The 13101-nt window shown below is 40.5% G+C and carries 17 protein-coding genes; 7 read left to right on the forward strand and 10 right to left on the reverse strand.

Translation table 11 applies throughout. The annotated features are described in order from the left end of the window. Together BTR25_RS10865 and BTR25_RS10870 are read right to left on the reverse strand one after the other, a co-directional pair. Nucleotides 1–443: DoxX family membrane protein (locus BTR25_RS10865; protein WP_075688102.1), on the reverse strand; the 443-nt coding region annotated here is incomplete at its 3' end. Nucleotides 444–611: 168 nt separating this feature from the next. Further along, nucleotides 612–881 (reverse strand): EAL domain-containing protein, encoded by a 270-nt coding sequence (locus BTR25_RS10870; protein WP_083652337.1) that lies wholly within the window; start codon nucleotides 879–881, stop codon nucleotides 612–614. Nucleotides 882–1326: 445 nt separating this feature from the next. Here BTR25_RS10870 and BTR25_RS10875 point away from each other — a divergent pair, with 445 nt between their 5' ends. The 3 genes from BTR25_RS10875 to BTR25_RS10885 all read left to right on the forward strand — a co-directional run bounded on the left by BTR25_RS10875 (nucleotide 1327) and on the right by BTR25_RS10885 (nucleotide 2998). Further along, nucleotides 1327–1815 carry a sigma-70 family RNA polymerase sigma factor gene (locus BTR25_RS10875; protein ID WP_075688103.1) on the forward strand — a complete coding sequence of 163 codons (489 nt, stop codon included), beginning with the start codon at nucleotides 1327–1329 and terminating at the stop codon, nucleotides 1813–1815. A 315-nt stretch (nucleotides 1816–2130) separates the two neighbouring features. Next, nucleotides 2131–2697, forward strand: a complete 567-nt coding sequence (locus tag BTR25_RS10880; protein WP_303046826.1) for a competence protein ComK — start codon at nucleotides 2131–2133, stop codon at nucleotides 2695–2697. A 67-nt stretch (nucleotides 2698–2764) separates the two neighbouring features. Beyond that, nucleotides 2765–2998: a helix-turn-helix domain-containing protein gene (locus BTR25_RS10885; protein ID WP_075688105.1), complete on the forward strand. Its 234-nt coding sequence runs from the start codon at nucleotides 2765–2767 to the stop codon at nucleotides 2996–2998. Nucleotides 2999–3306: 308 nt separating this feature from the next. Here BTR25_RS10885 and BTR25_RS10890 read toward each other — a convergent pair whose 3' ends face one another. Both BTR25_RS10890 and BTR25_RS10895 read right to left on the reverse strand, forming a co-directional pair. Further along, nucleotides 3307–3813, reverse strand: a complete 507-nt coding sequence (locus tag BTR25_RS10890) for a GNAT family N-acetyltransferase (protein ID WP_175596755.1) — start codon at nucleotides 3811–3813, stop codon at nucleotides 3307–3309. A gap of 43 nt (nucleotides 3814–3856) precedes the next feature. Beyond that, nucleotides 3857–4726, reverse strand: a complete 870-nt coding sequence (locus tag BTR25_RS10895; protein WP_075688106.1) for a LysR family transcriptional regulator — start codon at nucleotides 4724–4726, stop codon at nucleotides 3857–3859. A 207-nt stretch (nucleotides 4727–4933) separates the two neighbouring features. On the opposite strand from BTR25_RS10895, the gene BTR25_RS10900 reads away from it, so the two are divergent. Together BTR25_RS10900 and BTR25_RS10905 are read left to right on the forward strand one after the other, a co-directional pair. Continuing rightward, nucleotides 4934–5560 (forward strand): chromate transporter, encoded by a 627-nt coding sequence (locus BTR25_RS10900; RefSeq protein WP_075688107.1) that lies wholly within the window; start codon nucleotides 4934–4936, stop codon nucleotides 5558–5560. A 17-nt stretch (nucleotides 5561–5577) separates the two neighbouring features. Further along, the gene (locus BTR25_RS10905) at nucleotides 5578–6120 is read left to right on the forward strand and encodes a chromate transporter (RefSeq protein ID WP_075688108.1); all 543 of its coding nucleotides are present in this window, start codon (nucleotides 5578–5580) and stop codon (nucleotides 6118–6120) included. Nucleotides 6121–6141: 21 nt separating this feature from the next. Here the strand turns inward: BTR25_RS10905 and BTR25_RS10910 are convergent, their stop codons facing one another. From BTR25_RS10910 to BTR25_RS10935, 6 genes are all read right to left on the reverse strand, one after another. Further along, nucleotides 6142–6351: a hypothetical protein gene (locus tag BTR25_RS10910; protein ID WP_075688109.1), complete on the reverse strand. Its 210-nt coding sequence runs from the start codon at nucleotides 6349–6351 to the stop codon at nucleotides 6142–6144. Between the two features lie 104 nt (nucleotides 6352–6455). After that, nucleotides 6456–7346: a D-alanyl-D-alanine carboxypeptidase family protein gene (locus BTR25_RS10915; protein ID WP_075688110.1), complete on the reverse strand. Its 891-nt coding sequence runs from the start codon at nucleotides 7344–7346 to the stop codon at nucleotides 6456–6458. An 84-nt stretch (nucleotides 7347–7430) separates the two neighbouring features. After that, nucleotides 7431–8588, reverse strand: a complete 1158-nt coding sequence (locus BTR25_RS10920; RefSeq protein ID WP_075688111.1) for a sensor histidine kinase — start codon at nucleotides 8586–8588, stop codon at nucleotides 7431–7433. Further along, complete coding sequence (locus BTR25_RS10925; RefSeq protein ID WP_075688112.1) at nucleotides 8578–9273, reverse strand: response regulator transcription factor; 696 nt, start codon at nucleotides 9271–9273, stop codon at nucleotides 8578–8580. The genes BTR25_RS10920 and BTR25_RS10925 overlap by 11 nt, the downstream gene beginning before the upstream one ends. A gap of 501 nt (nucleotides 9274–9774) precedes the next feature. Then, nucleotides 9775–10503, reverse strand: coding sequence for a cell wall-binding repeat-containing protein (locus BTR25_RS28420; protein WP_303046825.1), 729 nt, complete (start codon nucleotides 10501–10503; stop codon nucleotides 9775–9777). A gap of 218 nt (nucleotides 10504–10721) precedes the next feature. Next, entirely contained in the window at nucleotides 10722–11246 is a 525-nt protein-coding gene (locus BTR25_RS10935; protein ID WP_075688114.1) for a hypothetical protein, read from the reverse strand. A gap of 293 nt (nucleotides 11247–11539) precedes the next feature. Between BTR25_RS10935 and BTR25_RS10940 the strand changes: the two genes are divergently transcribed. Continuing rightward, nucleotides 11540–12460, forward strand: coding sequence for an NAD-dependent epimerase/dehydratase family protein (locus BTR25_RS10940; RefSeq protein ID WP_075688115.1), 921 nt, complete (start codon nucleotides 11540–11542; stop codon nucleotides 12458–12460). Nucleotides 12461–12471: 11 nt separating this feature from the next. Next, on the forward strand, nucleotides 12472–13101 hold the full coding sequence (locus BTR25_RS10945; protein WP_075688116.1) for a sugar transferase: 630 nt from the start codon (nucleotides 12472–12474) through the stop codon (nucleotides 13099–13101).

Genomic DNA, 13101 nt, shown 5'->3' on the forward strand with positions numbered 1-13101 from the left:
CGGTCTAAGCCGTATTTGCCTGCGTTGAAGCCTGCAGCAAGGATGATGAAGCCTAAGAAGATGTCTGTTGGGTTATGAGATACAGTTCCGGCTAGGAAGAAACTGAAGTTCATCACTAGACCAAAGAACATTGCTGCTGTTGTGAAGCATCCAAGTAAAAGGCCTAAACCGACTAATGTTTCGCCCCAAGGTACAAGGACGTTGAACAATTCGATGTTTGGCAGTGCAAAGCTTTCTAAGAAGCTCACATACCAGCCGTAAACCATGCTGCCGTCTGGACCTTTAACTGGGTTAGCAACTGCATTTCCTAAATATCCTGAAGCATCAAAACCTCCAGTAATTTTTCCTAAACCTGCTGTGAACCAAGCGTAACCTAGATATAAACGAATGACTGTTAAAATAGCCGCTGCAATCTTATTTTCTCTTAAAAATTTGTTAAACATTTTTCATTCCGCCTTTCAAAATTAAGTTGTTCTCTATACTTTCACTATACTCCTTTTCTATATTCCCACCATGCAAAAGTGACAAAGTTCACAGTTTGTTAGAAATGATTTGACGGAATATTGAACATTAGAAAAACTTGGCTTTCACCATGCCTTTAGGCGAGTACCTTAGTTTTTCGATCCAATCTTGATCGCCTTTTCTAAGAACAAATTAGCCACCTGTTGTTTCTCACTATCAGCAGCAACCCCTTGAACATACTTCATATCCAATTTCATATATTGCGGACTTAGTTCTGAGAGTAATTCAATCGTACTGAAGCCCTCGCCGACATCATCTAAAGCATAATGGAATCCCTTTTCCTTGTAGTAAGCTAGTATTCGTTTTAAATGTGATACATCGTCTACCTTTTCAGTTTCGACCACCTCAAATACAAACATACTTTTTCCAGAACCAGAAGGCCGATAATCGCAATAAGTTCCCCGCGGTCTGCCTCGAAATCTGTTTCCTTCAAGACATCTACCTTCTTATGGCCGCTCCCAAAACTTTTGGTTACTTTAATTAATTGTAGGACTGTCATGGTTTATCCTCAATTTTTCAAACGGGAACACCCACTCGGTGTTCCTTTTACTTTTCTCTCCTTCATCTTTTCCCTCTTTTTTTCTATTATCTGAAAATAGACGAAAACTTTTAAATTGATAGGAAATTCACTTCAATTACATGTTTTCAACGTATTATCTGCCTTTTCCTACACTTTTACTGCTTCAAATTTACTATTTTCGCTAAAAATTCGAGTTTTCTGAATTCGGTAAAAATCGTTATTCACGGTATGGTTAAGCCACCTAGGAATAAACCGGAAGCGCGCTGTCCCAAAAGGATTAGCAAGTGGAAAACTTCGATTTTGATCAGTTAGCATTACAATATCAGCCGATGATTCATAAATTGATTCGTTCCTTGAACATCTATAAAAATCAAAAAGAATTTTATCAAACCGCCCTCATTGCCCTGTGGGAGGCACAAAGATGCTTTGATCCAAGGAAGGGCGACTTTCCCAGCTATGCCTATATGTATATCAGAGGAAAAATGCTATCTGAGATGACTTTCGAAAACAAGAATAAGGAAAGAAGTGTATATCCTGAAGAGGAGTATTGGGGCGCCATCGAAGATCAGAAAGCTAGTCTTCCACTAGAAGCTGACCAGCTTCTCTCTTACTGTGATCAATTAACCGTGAAGGAAAAGAAGTGGGTTCTTGCCTATTTTCTTGAAGGGTTGTCCACTGAGGAACTCGCAGCAAGAGAAAACGTCACCATATCTGCCGTAAAACACTGGCGGGTAAGTGCCTTGAAAAAATTACGAGGGCAAACAAAATTATGATTTTCTTTAATTTATCATCTATAATTCCACTAAAATCGATTAATTTCACAAAGAAATGTAAAATTTCGCAAAAAAGACAAAATTTGTTTCTATCTTGCTATAGCAAATAGGTCTTAGTCCATGTTTACTATAATAGTAAGGTAAAAAAATCAACTCCGAACTTTTCCTATATATTTCTACCTAGACGGATTTGTTCTAACAATCTTACCAGTACTACGTTTCAGATTCTTATCAGGAGGAGGTTCGATGGAGGTTAAGTGATAGTCCCGTAGTCTTAGTATATTAAAAGAGGATTAGGAGCTGATTTTCATTATTATTGTAAATTATTATTTCGTTGAAAAAAACATGGTATTAATGACAGGTGAATATGACCAGCACGGGAAGCTATGTTCTAGAGTTATGGTTGGAAATCTCTCTTTCCTTGTAGAGAGAACAAATCTACAAATATTAGATGATACCTTGAAGTACATAGGTTTAAATCTAAAGGGATCGATTGTTGGGGCAAAATCAATTCTAGGGAATCGTTGTATGTGTCCCTTTATCGTAAATCCATATCAAGGCATTTGCCTTTTTCCTGACAAATCACCAACTAAAGACGATTGTATATGGTTTAACCCGGACCACATTATTAATACCACAGCGATTGGCAACAAGACAGAAGTAAAGCTAAGCAACGGCCATTCCATCATTGTTGATTCAAAGCGGTCCCACTTTAATAATAAAATAGAAACTGCCAATCAGTTAAAACGAACTTCCCTCGAAAGAGGAAACCATCCTAGTCCAATCACCCTATATCTTGAGCCGAAAAAAGGTCGCCAGCTTTGTAAAGAGCGAAATGGCAAATATAATTTTAATTGTTTAGAGGAAAACACAAAAGAATAGTAGAAGTAAACCATACTTTGCACATTAGAATATTTATAAATACCTTTGGATTAAAGGAGAAATCTTATTGAAAAGTAATCTTGTACTTCAGGTTGGCCCTGTAGTAAAAAATCTTAGAAAAAAGAAACAGTTATCCCAAGAAGAGTTAGCTCACCGTTGTTTAAAAGATAGAGCTTCCATTAGTATGCTTGAAAGAGATATTAAGGTGCCTACTCTCCCTACCCTTGTTTTACTTGCCTATGCATTCGATATGAAGCCTTCGGAACTGCTGGAGGAAATAGAAAACTATGGGGACAAATAGCTTGTTCTTTCTAGAGTTGTGATCCCCTCTTAAATGAAAGAACAAAAGCACAAGTGCCTTGATCAGCCACGCCAAGCATATCACGCTCCTGAACTGAAGGCGTTCTTTGCCTTCAATTCAGGAGTGGCTGTAGACCATAGAGGGGCTAGGCACTGAAGCTGGATGCAGAGAACGTTATCCTCATCCTGAACCTTTTATAAAATCCTAGACGAAAAAACGCCTAAAAAAATCGCTGCTATTATAAGTGGCAGCGATTTTTTTAAGTCAACTTCAAACAATCGGGCGGTGACAGTGCACTCCTATACTATTTAAAGCAATTTGTAATAAAGAATCGTAGCATCTAGAGTACCCTTCTCAGACTGAGCAAAGTTCGGAATCCGCCCCGCCTGGCTATATCCCATTGACGTATAAAGCAGATTGGAAACATCACCTTCTCTTGTATCAAGCACAAGTAATGTCCGTCCGTTCTCCTTTGCTGCCTTTTCAGCCTCCTGCATTAACAAACGGCCAATTCCTTTTCGCTGAAAACCAGGATGTGTCATCAACTTGGCAATCTCGGCCCGGTGAGTGCCATTTTGTTTTGTGCACAAATGCAGCTGTACCGTCCCCACCATTTGGTGGTCAATTTTAGCGATAAATAGAATGACGTTATCACCTGGAACCTGCACCCAATATTGATCTGCCACAGATTGACCCATTGGCGGTAAAAAACCGATTGATGCCCCGCCTTCAACCACTTCTACTAAAAGATTCGAAAGTCCCTCTCTATATTCCTCGATCGCGGAAATCCTTTCTATCTTCACAACAAGCTCCACAAAACAACACCTCCAAAATATCCTAATCCATTTCCAGGCTTTTCTAGATAAAATCCAGGAATTTTGTGACTCCAATCTTGTGGAACCGCTGGTGCTTTTTTACTAGCCATAAATTCCTCTTAATCGTGACTCCCTCTATGTCTACTTCCTTCAGCAGTCCTAAGCTCAGTTCCCTAGCAACCGTCAGTCTTGGCAGAATCGAAATTCCTAACCCCGCTTCTACAGCGCCTTTAATCGCTTGGGTGCTGCCTAATTCCATATACCCGTTGATTTTTTCGAGGATTCCATGCTGGTGTAGCATGTTTTCAACCACCAGTCTTGTCCCAGAACCAGATTCACGCATAATCATTCGTTCATTTAACAATTCATCCATTTGAACTTTACCAGCCCATGGGTGTTCAGGTGAACAAAAGAGAATCAGCTCATCATCAGCAAATTTTTCGACAATCAAACTCTCATTCTCAACCAAACCCTCAACCAGCGCTAGGTCGATGACATCATTCTCTAAGTCCTCTAGCACATTTGGTGTATTTTTAATCGTCAACGTTACTTTCATTTCCGGTATTTCCTTTTTAAATCGTCCCAGCAAGCTTGGCAATAAATACTCGCCAATGGTAAACGAGGCGCCAAGATGAAGTGTAATTTCATATTCCCCCATCGCCTGTTTAATCACTTCCTTTGACCGCTTGAAATCATGAACGATGGTTTTGGCGTAGGGGTACAGCATCTTCCCTGCTACCGTCACCTTCATCGTCCCGTCTGTCCGATCAAATAACAGCACACCATAATAATTTTCCAATTGATGGATCTGTCTGGTGACAGCCGGCTGGGAAACGTAGCTTAACCTTGCGGCTTGGCTGATACTGCCCTCATCCACGACCAAACAAAACATCTGCAGACTCTCTATGTTCAAGCGAAATCACCCTCCAAAACCGATGGACTGTCTATCATTTATATATTAACATACAAAAGATTAATTCAAATCCGATGCTATACGATTTTGTTATACCCTATACAATTGTTGCAATTTACCATTGTAGTCTTATTTGATAACATAACAGTAAGATAGAATAAGTGATAAAATTTACTTGTATATAACCATTTAGAAAGAAGGAATACAATGAAGGAGCAATGGAAAAAGCTGTTTCATATCTTTTGGACTTTTTTCAAAATTAGTCCCGTTACGTTTGGCGGCGGCTATGCGATGATCCCGTTACTTGAAAGAGAAATCATTGAAAAGAAGAAATGGCTATCAAAGGAAGAAGTAACAGATGTCTTTGCCCTCTCGCAAACGGTACCTGGTGCGGTTGCCGTTAATTCTGCAACATTCATTGGTCATCGAATCGGCGGAATCAAGGGGGCCATCGCCGCTTTGATTGGCGTTTCATTACCTACTTTTATAATCGTTCTCGGTTTAGGGATGAGCTATTTTTTCATCCATGACAATCCGAAGTTGGAAGCCGCCTTTGTTTCCATTCGTGTGACCATCGTTGCTCTCATTGTCTATGCAGCTATTCAGATAGCCAAAACAGCGATTATCGACAAGACTACCTTCAGCATCGTGTTGATAGGTGTGCCGGCACTGTTCTTCATTCATCCTGTTTTAGCAATCTTTCTTGGTGCACTCAGTGGAATTGTCGTTGTCTATTTAAAAAACAAATGGGGCCACAAAACCAGTCGAAAACAAATATACGAAAAAGACCCAACCGCAAATCCCGAAAATTTTATGTGGGGAGCTGGTATTTAAGAAGGAGGTGTACTTAGATGGTATTATGGGAACTGTTTAAAACATTTTTCATTATGGGGTTTGTCAGCTTTGGTGGTGGATATGCAATGATTCCCATCATAGAAAATGCAGCCACTCAGTACGGCTGGATGTCAGCTGAGCAGCTGACCAACATGATTGCGATTGCCGGAATGTCTCCAGGGCCAATGGCAACAAATAGTGCTATTTTAGTCGGATATACTGCAGCAGGAATCGAGGGCGCTATCGTTTCAGCATTGGCCATGCTGTTCCCTTCTATGATTCTAGTCCTTACAGTTGCTGCCTTTTTTATTAAGCTCCATCATAATCCAGCGGTTGAAGCGATGTTTTATGGCTTGAAGCCGCTTGTTACGAGCTTAATTATCTTTGCGGCTATTCGTTTTGCTTTGTCTAACAATATAGTTAGCGTAAGGTTCTCATGGCATGCACTAAGTACATTGCTCATCTTCGGACTGTCATTATTTGCATTAATGAAGCTTCGCTGGAATCCAATCTATGTCATTGTTCTGTCAGGCTTGGTTGGGGTTGCCCTTTACTCTTAAACAAATTTCAAGGGCACTCCACTAACCACAAAGCCCCAATACCTTCTCTGTAATATCCTCGCCATCGCAAACTACCTTTTCAAGCTCGCAATGAAAAGCGTGTTCCCCTTTAATCCACTTCCAAAAATTAAATGCCACTATTTCAGGAGCTTTTCCTTTTAGCGGAAAATTCCCTCTTCTCAAAACACTGCTGTCACTTGTATGGTAGTAAATTTGAATAGCAACGTTCATTTCCTCATTCCTATGAATTCACATTTTTTAGAACACACGTTTGTGTATTTTTAATTATACTAAACCTTACATGCTCTTACCACTCTATTAAAGGCGAACCCCTTTCATCGGCTCACGTATTGTTTCACAATTGTTTTAATACTAGGAATATTGGGCTCATTGAAACCATAGGCAAACAATTTCCTAGTTTCAATAAATCTTTTTTCCGTTTCTTCCGTTCCCATTACAACCGAAATGTACCTCTTTCCGTTCCGTTCAACGGTACCTGTGAAGCAATAGCCGGCACGATCGGTGAAGCCTGTCTTTAAGCCATCTACGCCTTCGAACCACAGCGATGGATTGTTTTTATTCAGCATTCGATTGGTACTATACACAACACTTCCGTCGTATGCCAGTTGATAAAAGGTAAGCTGAGTGGTTTCAAGCACCTCTGGGTATTCCCCAATGAGTTTAACTGCCAGCTTCGAAACATCCCTTGCGGTCATGATATTTTCCTCATTACTTACGGTAGGTAAACCGGTCGCATTCACGAACCGAGTATGTCTGGATAACCCAAAATCTCTAGCTTTTTCGTTCATTAAAGCAGTGAAATTCTCCTCACTTCCACCGACTGCCTCTGCCAGAACAATCGCTGCATTGTTTGCTGAGGCCACGACCATGGAAGTAAATAAATCTCGTACTGTTAACATCGCCCCTGCTGGTACATCAATTTTTACCCCCATACTGTTCGCTGCATGCTCCGACATGACGACACGATCGTCCCAATCAAGCCTTCCTTCTGTAATGCTTTTTAAAACAAGATATTCTGTCATTAGCTTAGACATGCTTGCTGCCGCAAATGGTTGATCTTCATGTTTTCCGTACAAGGTTTCTCCAGTGTTAGCATTAATTAATATGTAGGACTCTGCGTCAATGTCTGGCCCCTTCTGATAAAAATCAAAATAAAAGACTGATGTCAGCAAAACAATGATAGAAAAAAGAAACATCCTTTTCATTACTACTACCTCTCCCTCACTTAATGTCTTTCATCAGCTTAAACAAAAGACCTTAAGTTTAAGGAAAGAAAAGGTAAAGAATTTCTAAAGATTTTCAAATTTCGGCAGAGTAACTGTAAAAACTGTTTTTTGAGCGTCGCTCGCAGCAGATATTCTGCCACCATGAAGTTCTACTAATCCCTTGGCAATCGCTAATCCTAGCCCGGAACTCTTATCACTATCACTTCTGGACTTTTCAACCCGGTAAAAGCGCTCAAAAATAAAGGGTAAATCCAGGCTGGATATTGCCTGTCCATAATTTACGATAGTAATAGCAATAGTATCCTCGTCATCTTTTCCATAAACATCGAGGTAACGGCCATCTTTACCATATTTAATACCATTGGTTATAAGGTTCTCAAAAACTCTGGCAAGCTTATTACCGTCTGCCTCCACCATTAATTTCTGTTGTGGAAGGAACATCCTGCACTCCATACCAGCTTCCTTAATGTGAAATCGAAATTGAACGGCAAGCTGACTCAACATCTCGCCAAGATCAATCTGTTCCTTTTTTACATGCAGTCCCTGACTTTGCACCCGCGTATACTCAAATAAATCATCCAGCAATCTACTCAGCCGGTTCGCCTTTTCTGAAGCAGTTTGCACGTAATACCTTAGCTCTGTTTCATCCATGTATTCGTCCTGCTCAATCAGACCTAAATAGCCTACTACGCTGGTCAGCGGGGTCCGTAAATCGTGAGAGACATTTGTAATAAGGTCCCTTTTTGCCTGCTCCGCCAATCGTTCCTCTTCAATCGCATTTTGCAGTTTTTCAACCATACCATTCACATGATCTGCAAGACTCGATAACTCCGGAATATCTGAAGATTCTACTCTATTGTTAAAATTCCCTTCGGCAATAATCCCAACCTGATTAATCACATCAGACAGTGTATGGTTATGGAATTTCCTATGAAGGTAGTAATAGAGCAGCCGCAAATAAACAGCAAAAACTATCGCATTTAATAGAAAATAGAGGTACGGTCCGTATGTTCGTTTCAAATCCCAATACTTATAAAATCCGATTAGACTGACTGTCTCATCTGCCAGACCGCTAAGGGTAGTAGAGTTGGCAATAAAGTTGCCAGTTGATTCGACCACCATATAAGATGTGAAGAGTGCGCAAATAAGCATAACTGTTAGGTAGTAGGCGAGTTTCCATACGGGTACGAACTGAATGACCTTCCGGATATTAGGCTTCAATTTTATACCCCACTCCCCATACCGTAGTAATGATTTTCTCTCCACCCGTTGCTTTTTCTAATTTTTCTCTTAGATTGCTAATATGAACCATTACGGTTTTACTCGCACCATAGCCATCTTCCTTCCAGACACCTTCGAAGATTTCCTCCGAACTAAAGACTCTCCCCCGATGGCTAGAAAGTAAGTATAAAATATCAAACTCAAGGGACGTTACTTTAATCTGCTGACCCTCGACCATAACCGTATGGGTATCCTTATTTATTTCGAGCGAACCAATACGGACACACCTCCCAAGTTCATTTGACATTTGTCTTTGATCCATGGCCACCCTTCTTAACAGTGCTTTCACTCTCACTGCCAGCTCCAATGGGTTAAAGGGTTTGATCATATAATCATCAGCACCGGTCATGATTCCGATAATCTTATCCATATCCTCCGCCTTTGCACTGAGCATTAGAATCGGTAGAGTATTAACCTGTCGAATCTGCTTGCAAACCTCAAGCCCATCCACTTTAGGCATCATCACATCTAGAATCACCAAATCCACCTTGTTAATCTCCATGGAAGCCAAGGCCTGTTCACCATCATACGCTTTAAAAAGGATATAGCCCTCATTGCTTAAATATATTTCAATTAATTCAACAATTTTTGGATCATCATCCACTATTAAAATACTTTTCACCATATAATCCCTATCTTTCTATTAAAAGTAACCATTAATTATTCTACAAAAGGAACGATAATTCCTTTTTATTACAGTTGTTCGCCTAAAACATAAGTAGAGCTTGAACCAAAACATTCAGGCTTATTCCATCCATTCTTTAGTTAACAACATGAAAGGCGAAAAAAGTCACAATCCGTTGCATCACGACTGGCTTAATTCTAGGGGCACTTTTTAGCTTCTTAGTAGCAGGAACAAACTTTATTTAACTGAAACGATTGGGATTACCTTGCGTATCTATTTCTGTTCTTGAAGGTCATCGTACGAAGGCTATAATTACCTTGTGGATTGTTTTTCACCTCTCAACGGCATTGTTCGATCGCTACTACGGTTACCTTGTGAACCGTTTTTCACCTCTCAACGGCATCGTTCGCACCACAAAAACTAGCGTTAACACAAAAAATACCTATAAAGAAAAGCTCCCTTCGCAACAAATACGAAGGGAGCTCTTAATCTATCAAAAACTTATCGCCAAACACCATTACCATCAAAATAATATCTCTTTCCTGCGATGGTCTCCCACCCAGTTGCCATTGCACCGCTGCTCTTCAGATAGTACCAGTTAACGCCGCTCTTCAGCCAGCCAGTGTACATCGCTCCGCTTGAAGCAAAGTAATACCAGGAGGTACCTACTTTCTGCCAACCCGTTGCCATGGACCCGCTAGGTTTCAAATAGTACCACGTTGTTCCCTGCTTTAACCAGCCAGTCTGCATCGCACCGCTGCTGTTTAAGTAATACCAGGTTGCTCCATCCTTCATCCAACCCGTCTGCATCACACCGGTTAAGTTGGAATAATACCAAACCGTACCGACCTTATACCAGCCCGTTTTTAACTCTCCGGTATTGGGGTCAAAGTAGAACCACCACTTTCCATCGCGCCACACCCAGCCGGTAAGTCTTTTCAGTTTTACCACTTGGTCAATTTTCGGATACGTCAAGTTCCCAGCATAGTCATACACCTGGATATCAACCTTGTAGGTCCCCTCATCCATAACCCCCGGATAAAAGGTAAAAGTTGCTTCCCATAATCCTGTGCCAGAGTTGTGATAAAAAGGTGCTTGGTAGCAATTTTCATCACAAAGCATTAGGGTTGCCGATGCGACTCCCGAGAGATTGTCAGAGATCTTAGCGGTAACCTTCAAGCTCTCACCCGCACTAATTTCCTGCCTGCTAATGATAATATTCTCAACCACCGGTGGAGTAAAATCAGCATCAGGATTAAGGAGAACAAAGTCCTTTGTAACCGTGGTCTTGTTATTTGCTAAATCTGTTACTTCAAGTTCAATCTTCCAATTACCAGGATCGTTATTTCGTTCAAATGTATAAGTAAACGTCCATTCATCCTTCTGACTGTCATAGGTAAGCGGCTGCCCTATCTTTGTCCACCCATTCGGCTGAAGAAAGTCAGCCTTTACCGACTTGATCCAGTCTGATCAGTAACTTTGACAGTAACCTTGAACGGTTCTCCCGCTACTACAGAGCCTGGTTCAATCGTAATACTGTTAACCACAGGCTGCACGCGGTCCTCATTCGGATTCACCACCGTTATCATCTGCTGGGTATAGCGGTACCACCCATACTCCTTGCCGTGAAGATAAAAGCTCACATACCACTTTCCCTGATGATCATACTCCTGCACCTGATACGTACCAGTCCATGTATCATTAACAGGATTGTAAGTCATATCAATCAGCTTGTCCGTTGCACCAGTGAGATTGGCCTGAACCTTTTTTAATTCAAAATACGGCGATTTTATTTTGGCCGTAATCACAATTGTGTCCCCAACCCCAGCCTCGCTCGGAGAAACAGTAACCATCTCCATTACCGGTCCTAACGGCTCATCCGTAAGATTCGTGAGAGTACTTTGATTCGCAAGCCCCACACTAGGCAGAACTACCATTAAACACAACAAAACTAGAATGATCTTTTTCGCCATCCCTAATTTCCCCCATTAAATGAATTACTATTTTTAGTAGATACGTATCTACTCTATCTTTAAATTCTACTACCTTCATAGCATTCATGATATAGAAAACTTTAACCATATCAGCTAAATCGTTAGTCGGCCTGAAACTCACCTACAGCAACCTACAATTTGCGACAAACTTAACCAAAATCTATAGATTACATAGTCCTTTTGTAATATAATTCGGGTAAGTATTTAATTCTAAATATAGAAAAAAATCTTATGTTAGACACCTAGTACCACCAACTATGGGAGGTTAGAGCATGAATATTTTAGTGACCGGCGGGTCCGGTTTTATTGGCTCACATACCGTTGATTTGCTTGTACAGGAAGGCTTTACAACGATTGTGGCTGATATCAATAAATGCGAACAGCCAAACCCAGATGCAATTTATTACTACGCAGATTTTACACAGGAAGGTGTCCTCGAAGAAATCTTTGCCCGGCATGAGCCTGAGGCTGTATTCCATTTAGCCGCACAGGTGAGCGTCGAACTTTCAATGATAAATCCGATTCAGGATGTTCAGGTGAATGTGTTGGGTACACTGAAGCTGCTTGAACAATGTCGAAAATACAAAGCAAAGATTATTTTCGCTTCCTCGGCTGCGGTGTATGGACTGCCTGAAAGTCTGCCAATCTCTGAGACACATCCTCATAATCCGATCTCCATTTATGGGCTGTCTAAGCTGACCGTTGAAAAATATATACAGCTCTATCATGAGCAATTTGGAATTGAATATTGCATATTGCGTTATTCAAATGTGTATGGCCCGCGTCAAGGCAACACAGGCGAAGGCGGAGTTATATCCATTTTCTTAGAAAAATTAATGAAAAATCAAATACCGACTATTTTTGGAAATGGTGAACAAACAAGGGATTTTATCTATGTGGGGGATGTAGCCCGTGCCAATCTTCAGGCCCTAAAACAAGGAAAAAATCATGTATTCAATGTAGCAACCTTAACAGAAACCTCCATCAACCAAATCATAGAAATATTGTTAAAGAAGTTAAACAGTACAGTTCGTCCGAAAATACAGCCTCCTAAGAAAGGCGATATCACACGAAGCATCCTTGATTCTACTAACATGAAAAGGGTTATCAACTGGTCCCCTAATGTGGATATCACTACAGGATTAGCATTAACGATCGATTATTTTAATGAAACTCGTGACAATAAATCATAAGGGTGGCATTGATGAAATTAATAAATGAACAAAAATTAATCGTAGCTTCTTATTCTCCCAAGCCACTTTATTATTTTTTCAAGCAAATAGTAGACATTGCCGTTAGTTTTGTTTCCCTATTATTTCTATTTCCTTTCCTGCTCATCATAGCGATCCTGATAAAGCTTGATTCACAGGGCTCTGTTTTTTACAAACAGGAACGAATCGGTCTTAACGGGAAGCCTTTTTTGATGATAAAGTTCAGAACGATGTATGGTGACGCCGAAAAGAATGGTCCCCAATGGGCCGACAGTCATGATTCTAGGATTACCAGGGTGGGGCATTACTTAAGAAAATATCGGTTAGATGAGCTCCCCCAATTCATTAACATCGTACGAGGCGAAATGTCAATGATTGGTCCACGGCCAGAACGGCTGTATTTTATTAAAGAGTTTGAAAAACAGCTGCCTTCTTTTCGCAGCCGCCTTCAAGTTAAACCTGGAATTACTGGCTGGGCGCAAATCCACGGCGGATATGAACTTACTCCAGCGCAAAAATTAAAATTAGATTTACATTATATTAACCATTTTTCAATTTTAATAGATTTAAAGATTATCCTAAAATCCATCCCGGTTATTCTGTTTGCAAAAGGATGGAGATAA

The organism is Bacillus sp. MRMR6, from assembly GCF_001940785.1.
In the GTDB taxonomy this organism is placed as follows: Bacteria; Bacillota; Bacilli; order Bacillales; family Cytobacillaceae; genus Neobacillus.

Coding starts and splice junctions, on each gene's coding strand:
- BTR25_RS10935 (WP_075688114.1), bottom strand. CDS start 11,246: ATGGCGAAAAAGATCATTCTAGTTTTGTTGTGTTTAATGGTAGTTCTG.
- BTR25_RS10870 (WP_083652337.1), bottom strand. CDS start 881: ATGTTTGTATTTGAGGTGGTCGAAACTGAAAAGGTAGACGATGTATCA.
- BTR25_RS10915 (WP_075688110.1), bottom strand. CDS start 7,346: ATGAAAAGGATGTTTCTTTTTTCTATCATTGTTTTGCTGACATCAGTC.
- BTR25_RS10925 (WP_075688112.1), bottom strand. CDS start 9,273: ATGGTGAAAAGTATTTTAATAGTGGATGATGATCCAAAAATTGTTGAA.
- BTR25_RS10910 (WP_075688109.1), bottom strand. CDS start 6,351: ATGAACGTTGCTATTCAAATTTACTACCATACAAGTGACAGCAGTGTT.
- BTR25_RS10945 (WP_075688116.1), top strand. CDS start 12,472: ATGAAATTAATAAATGAACAAAAATTAATCGTAGCTTCTTATTCTCCC.
- BTR25_RS10940 (WP_075688115.1), top strand. CDS start 11,540: ATGAATATTTTAGTGACCGGCGGGTCCGGTTTTATTGGCTCACATACC.
- BTR25_RS10905 (WP_075688108.1), top strand. CDS start 5,578: ATGGTATTATGGGAACTGTTTAAAACATTTTTCATTATGGGGTTTGTC.
- BTR25_RS10900 (WP_075688107.1), top strand. CDS start 4,934: ATGAAGGAGCAATGGAAAAAGCTGTTTCATATCTTTTGGACTTTTTTC.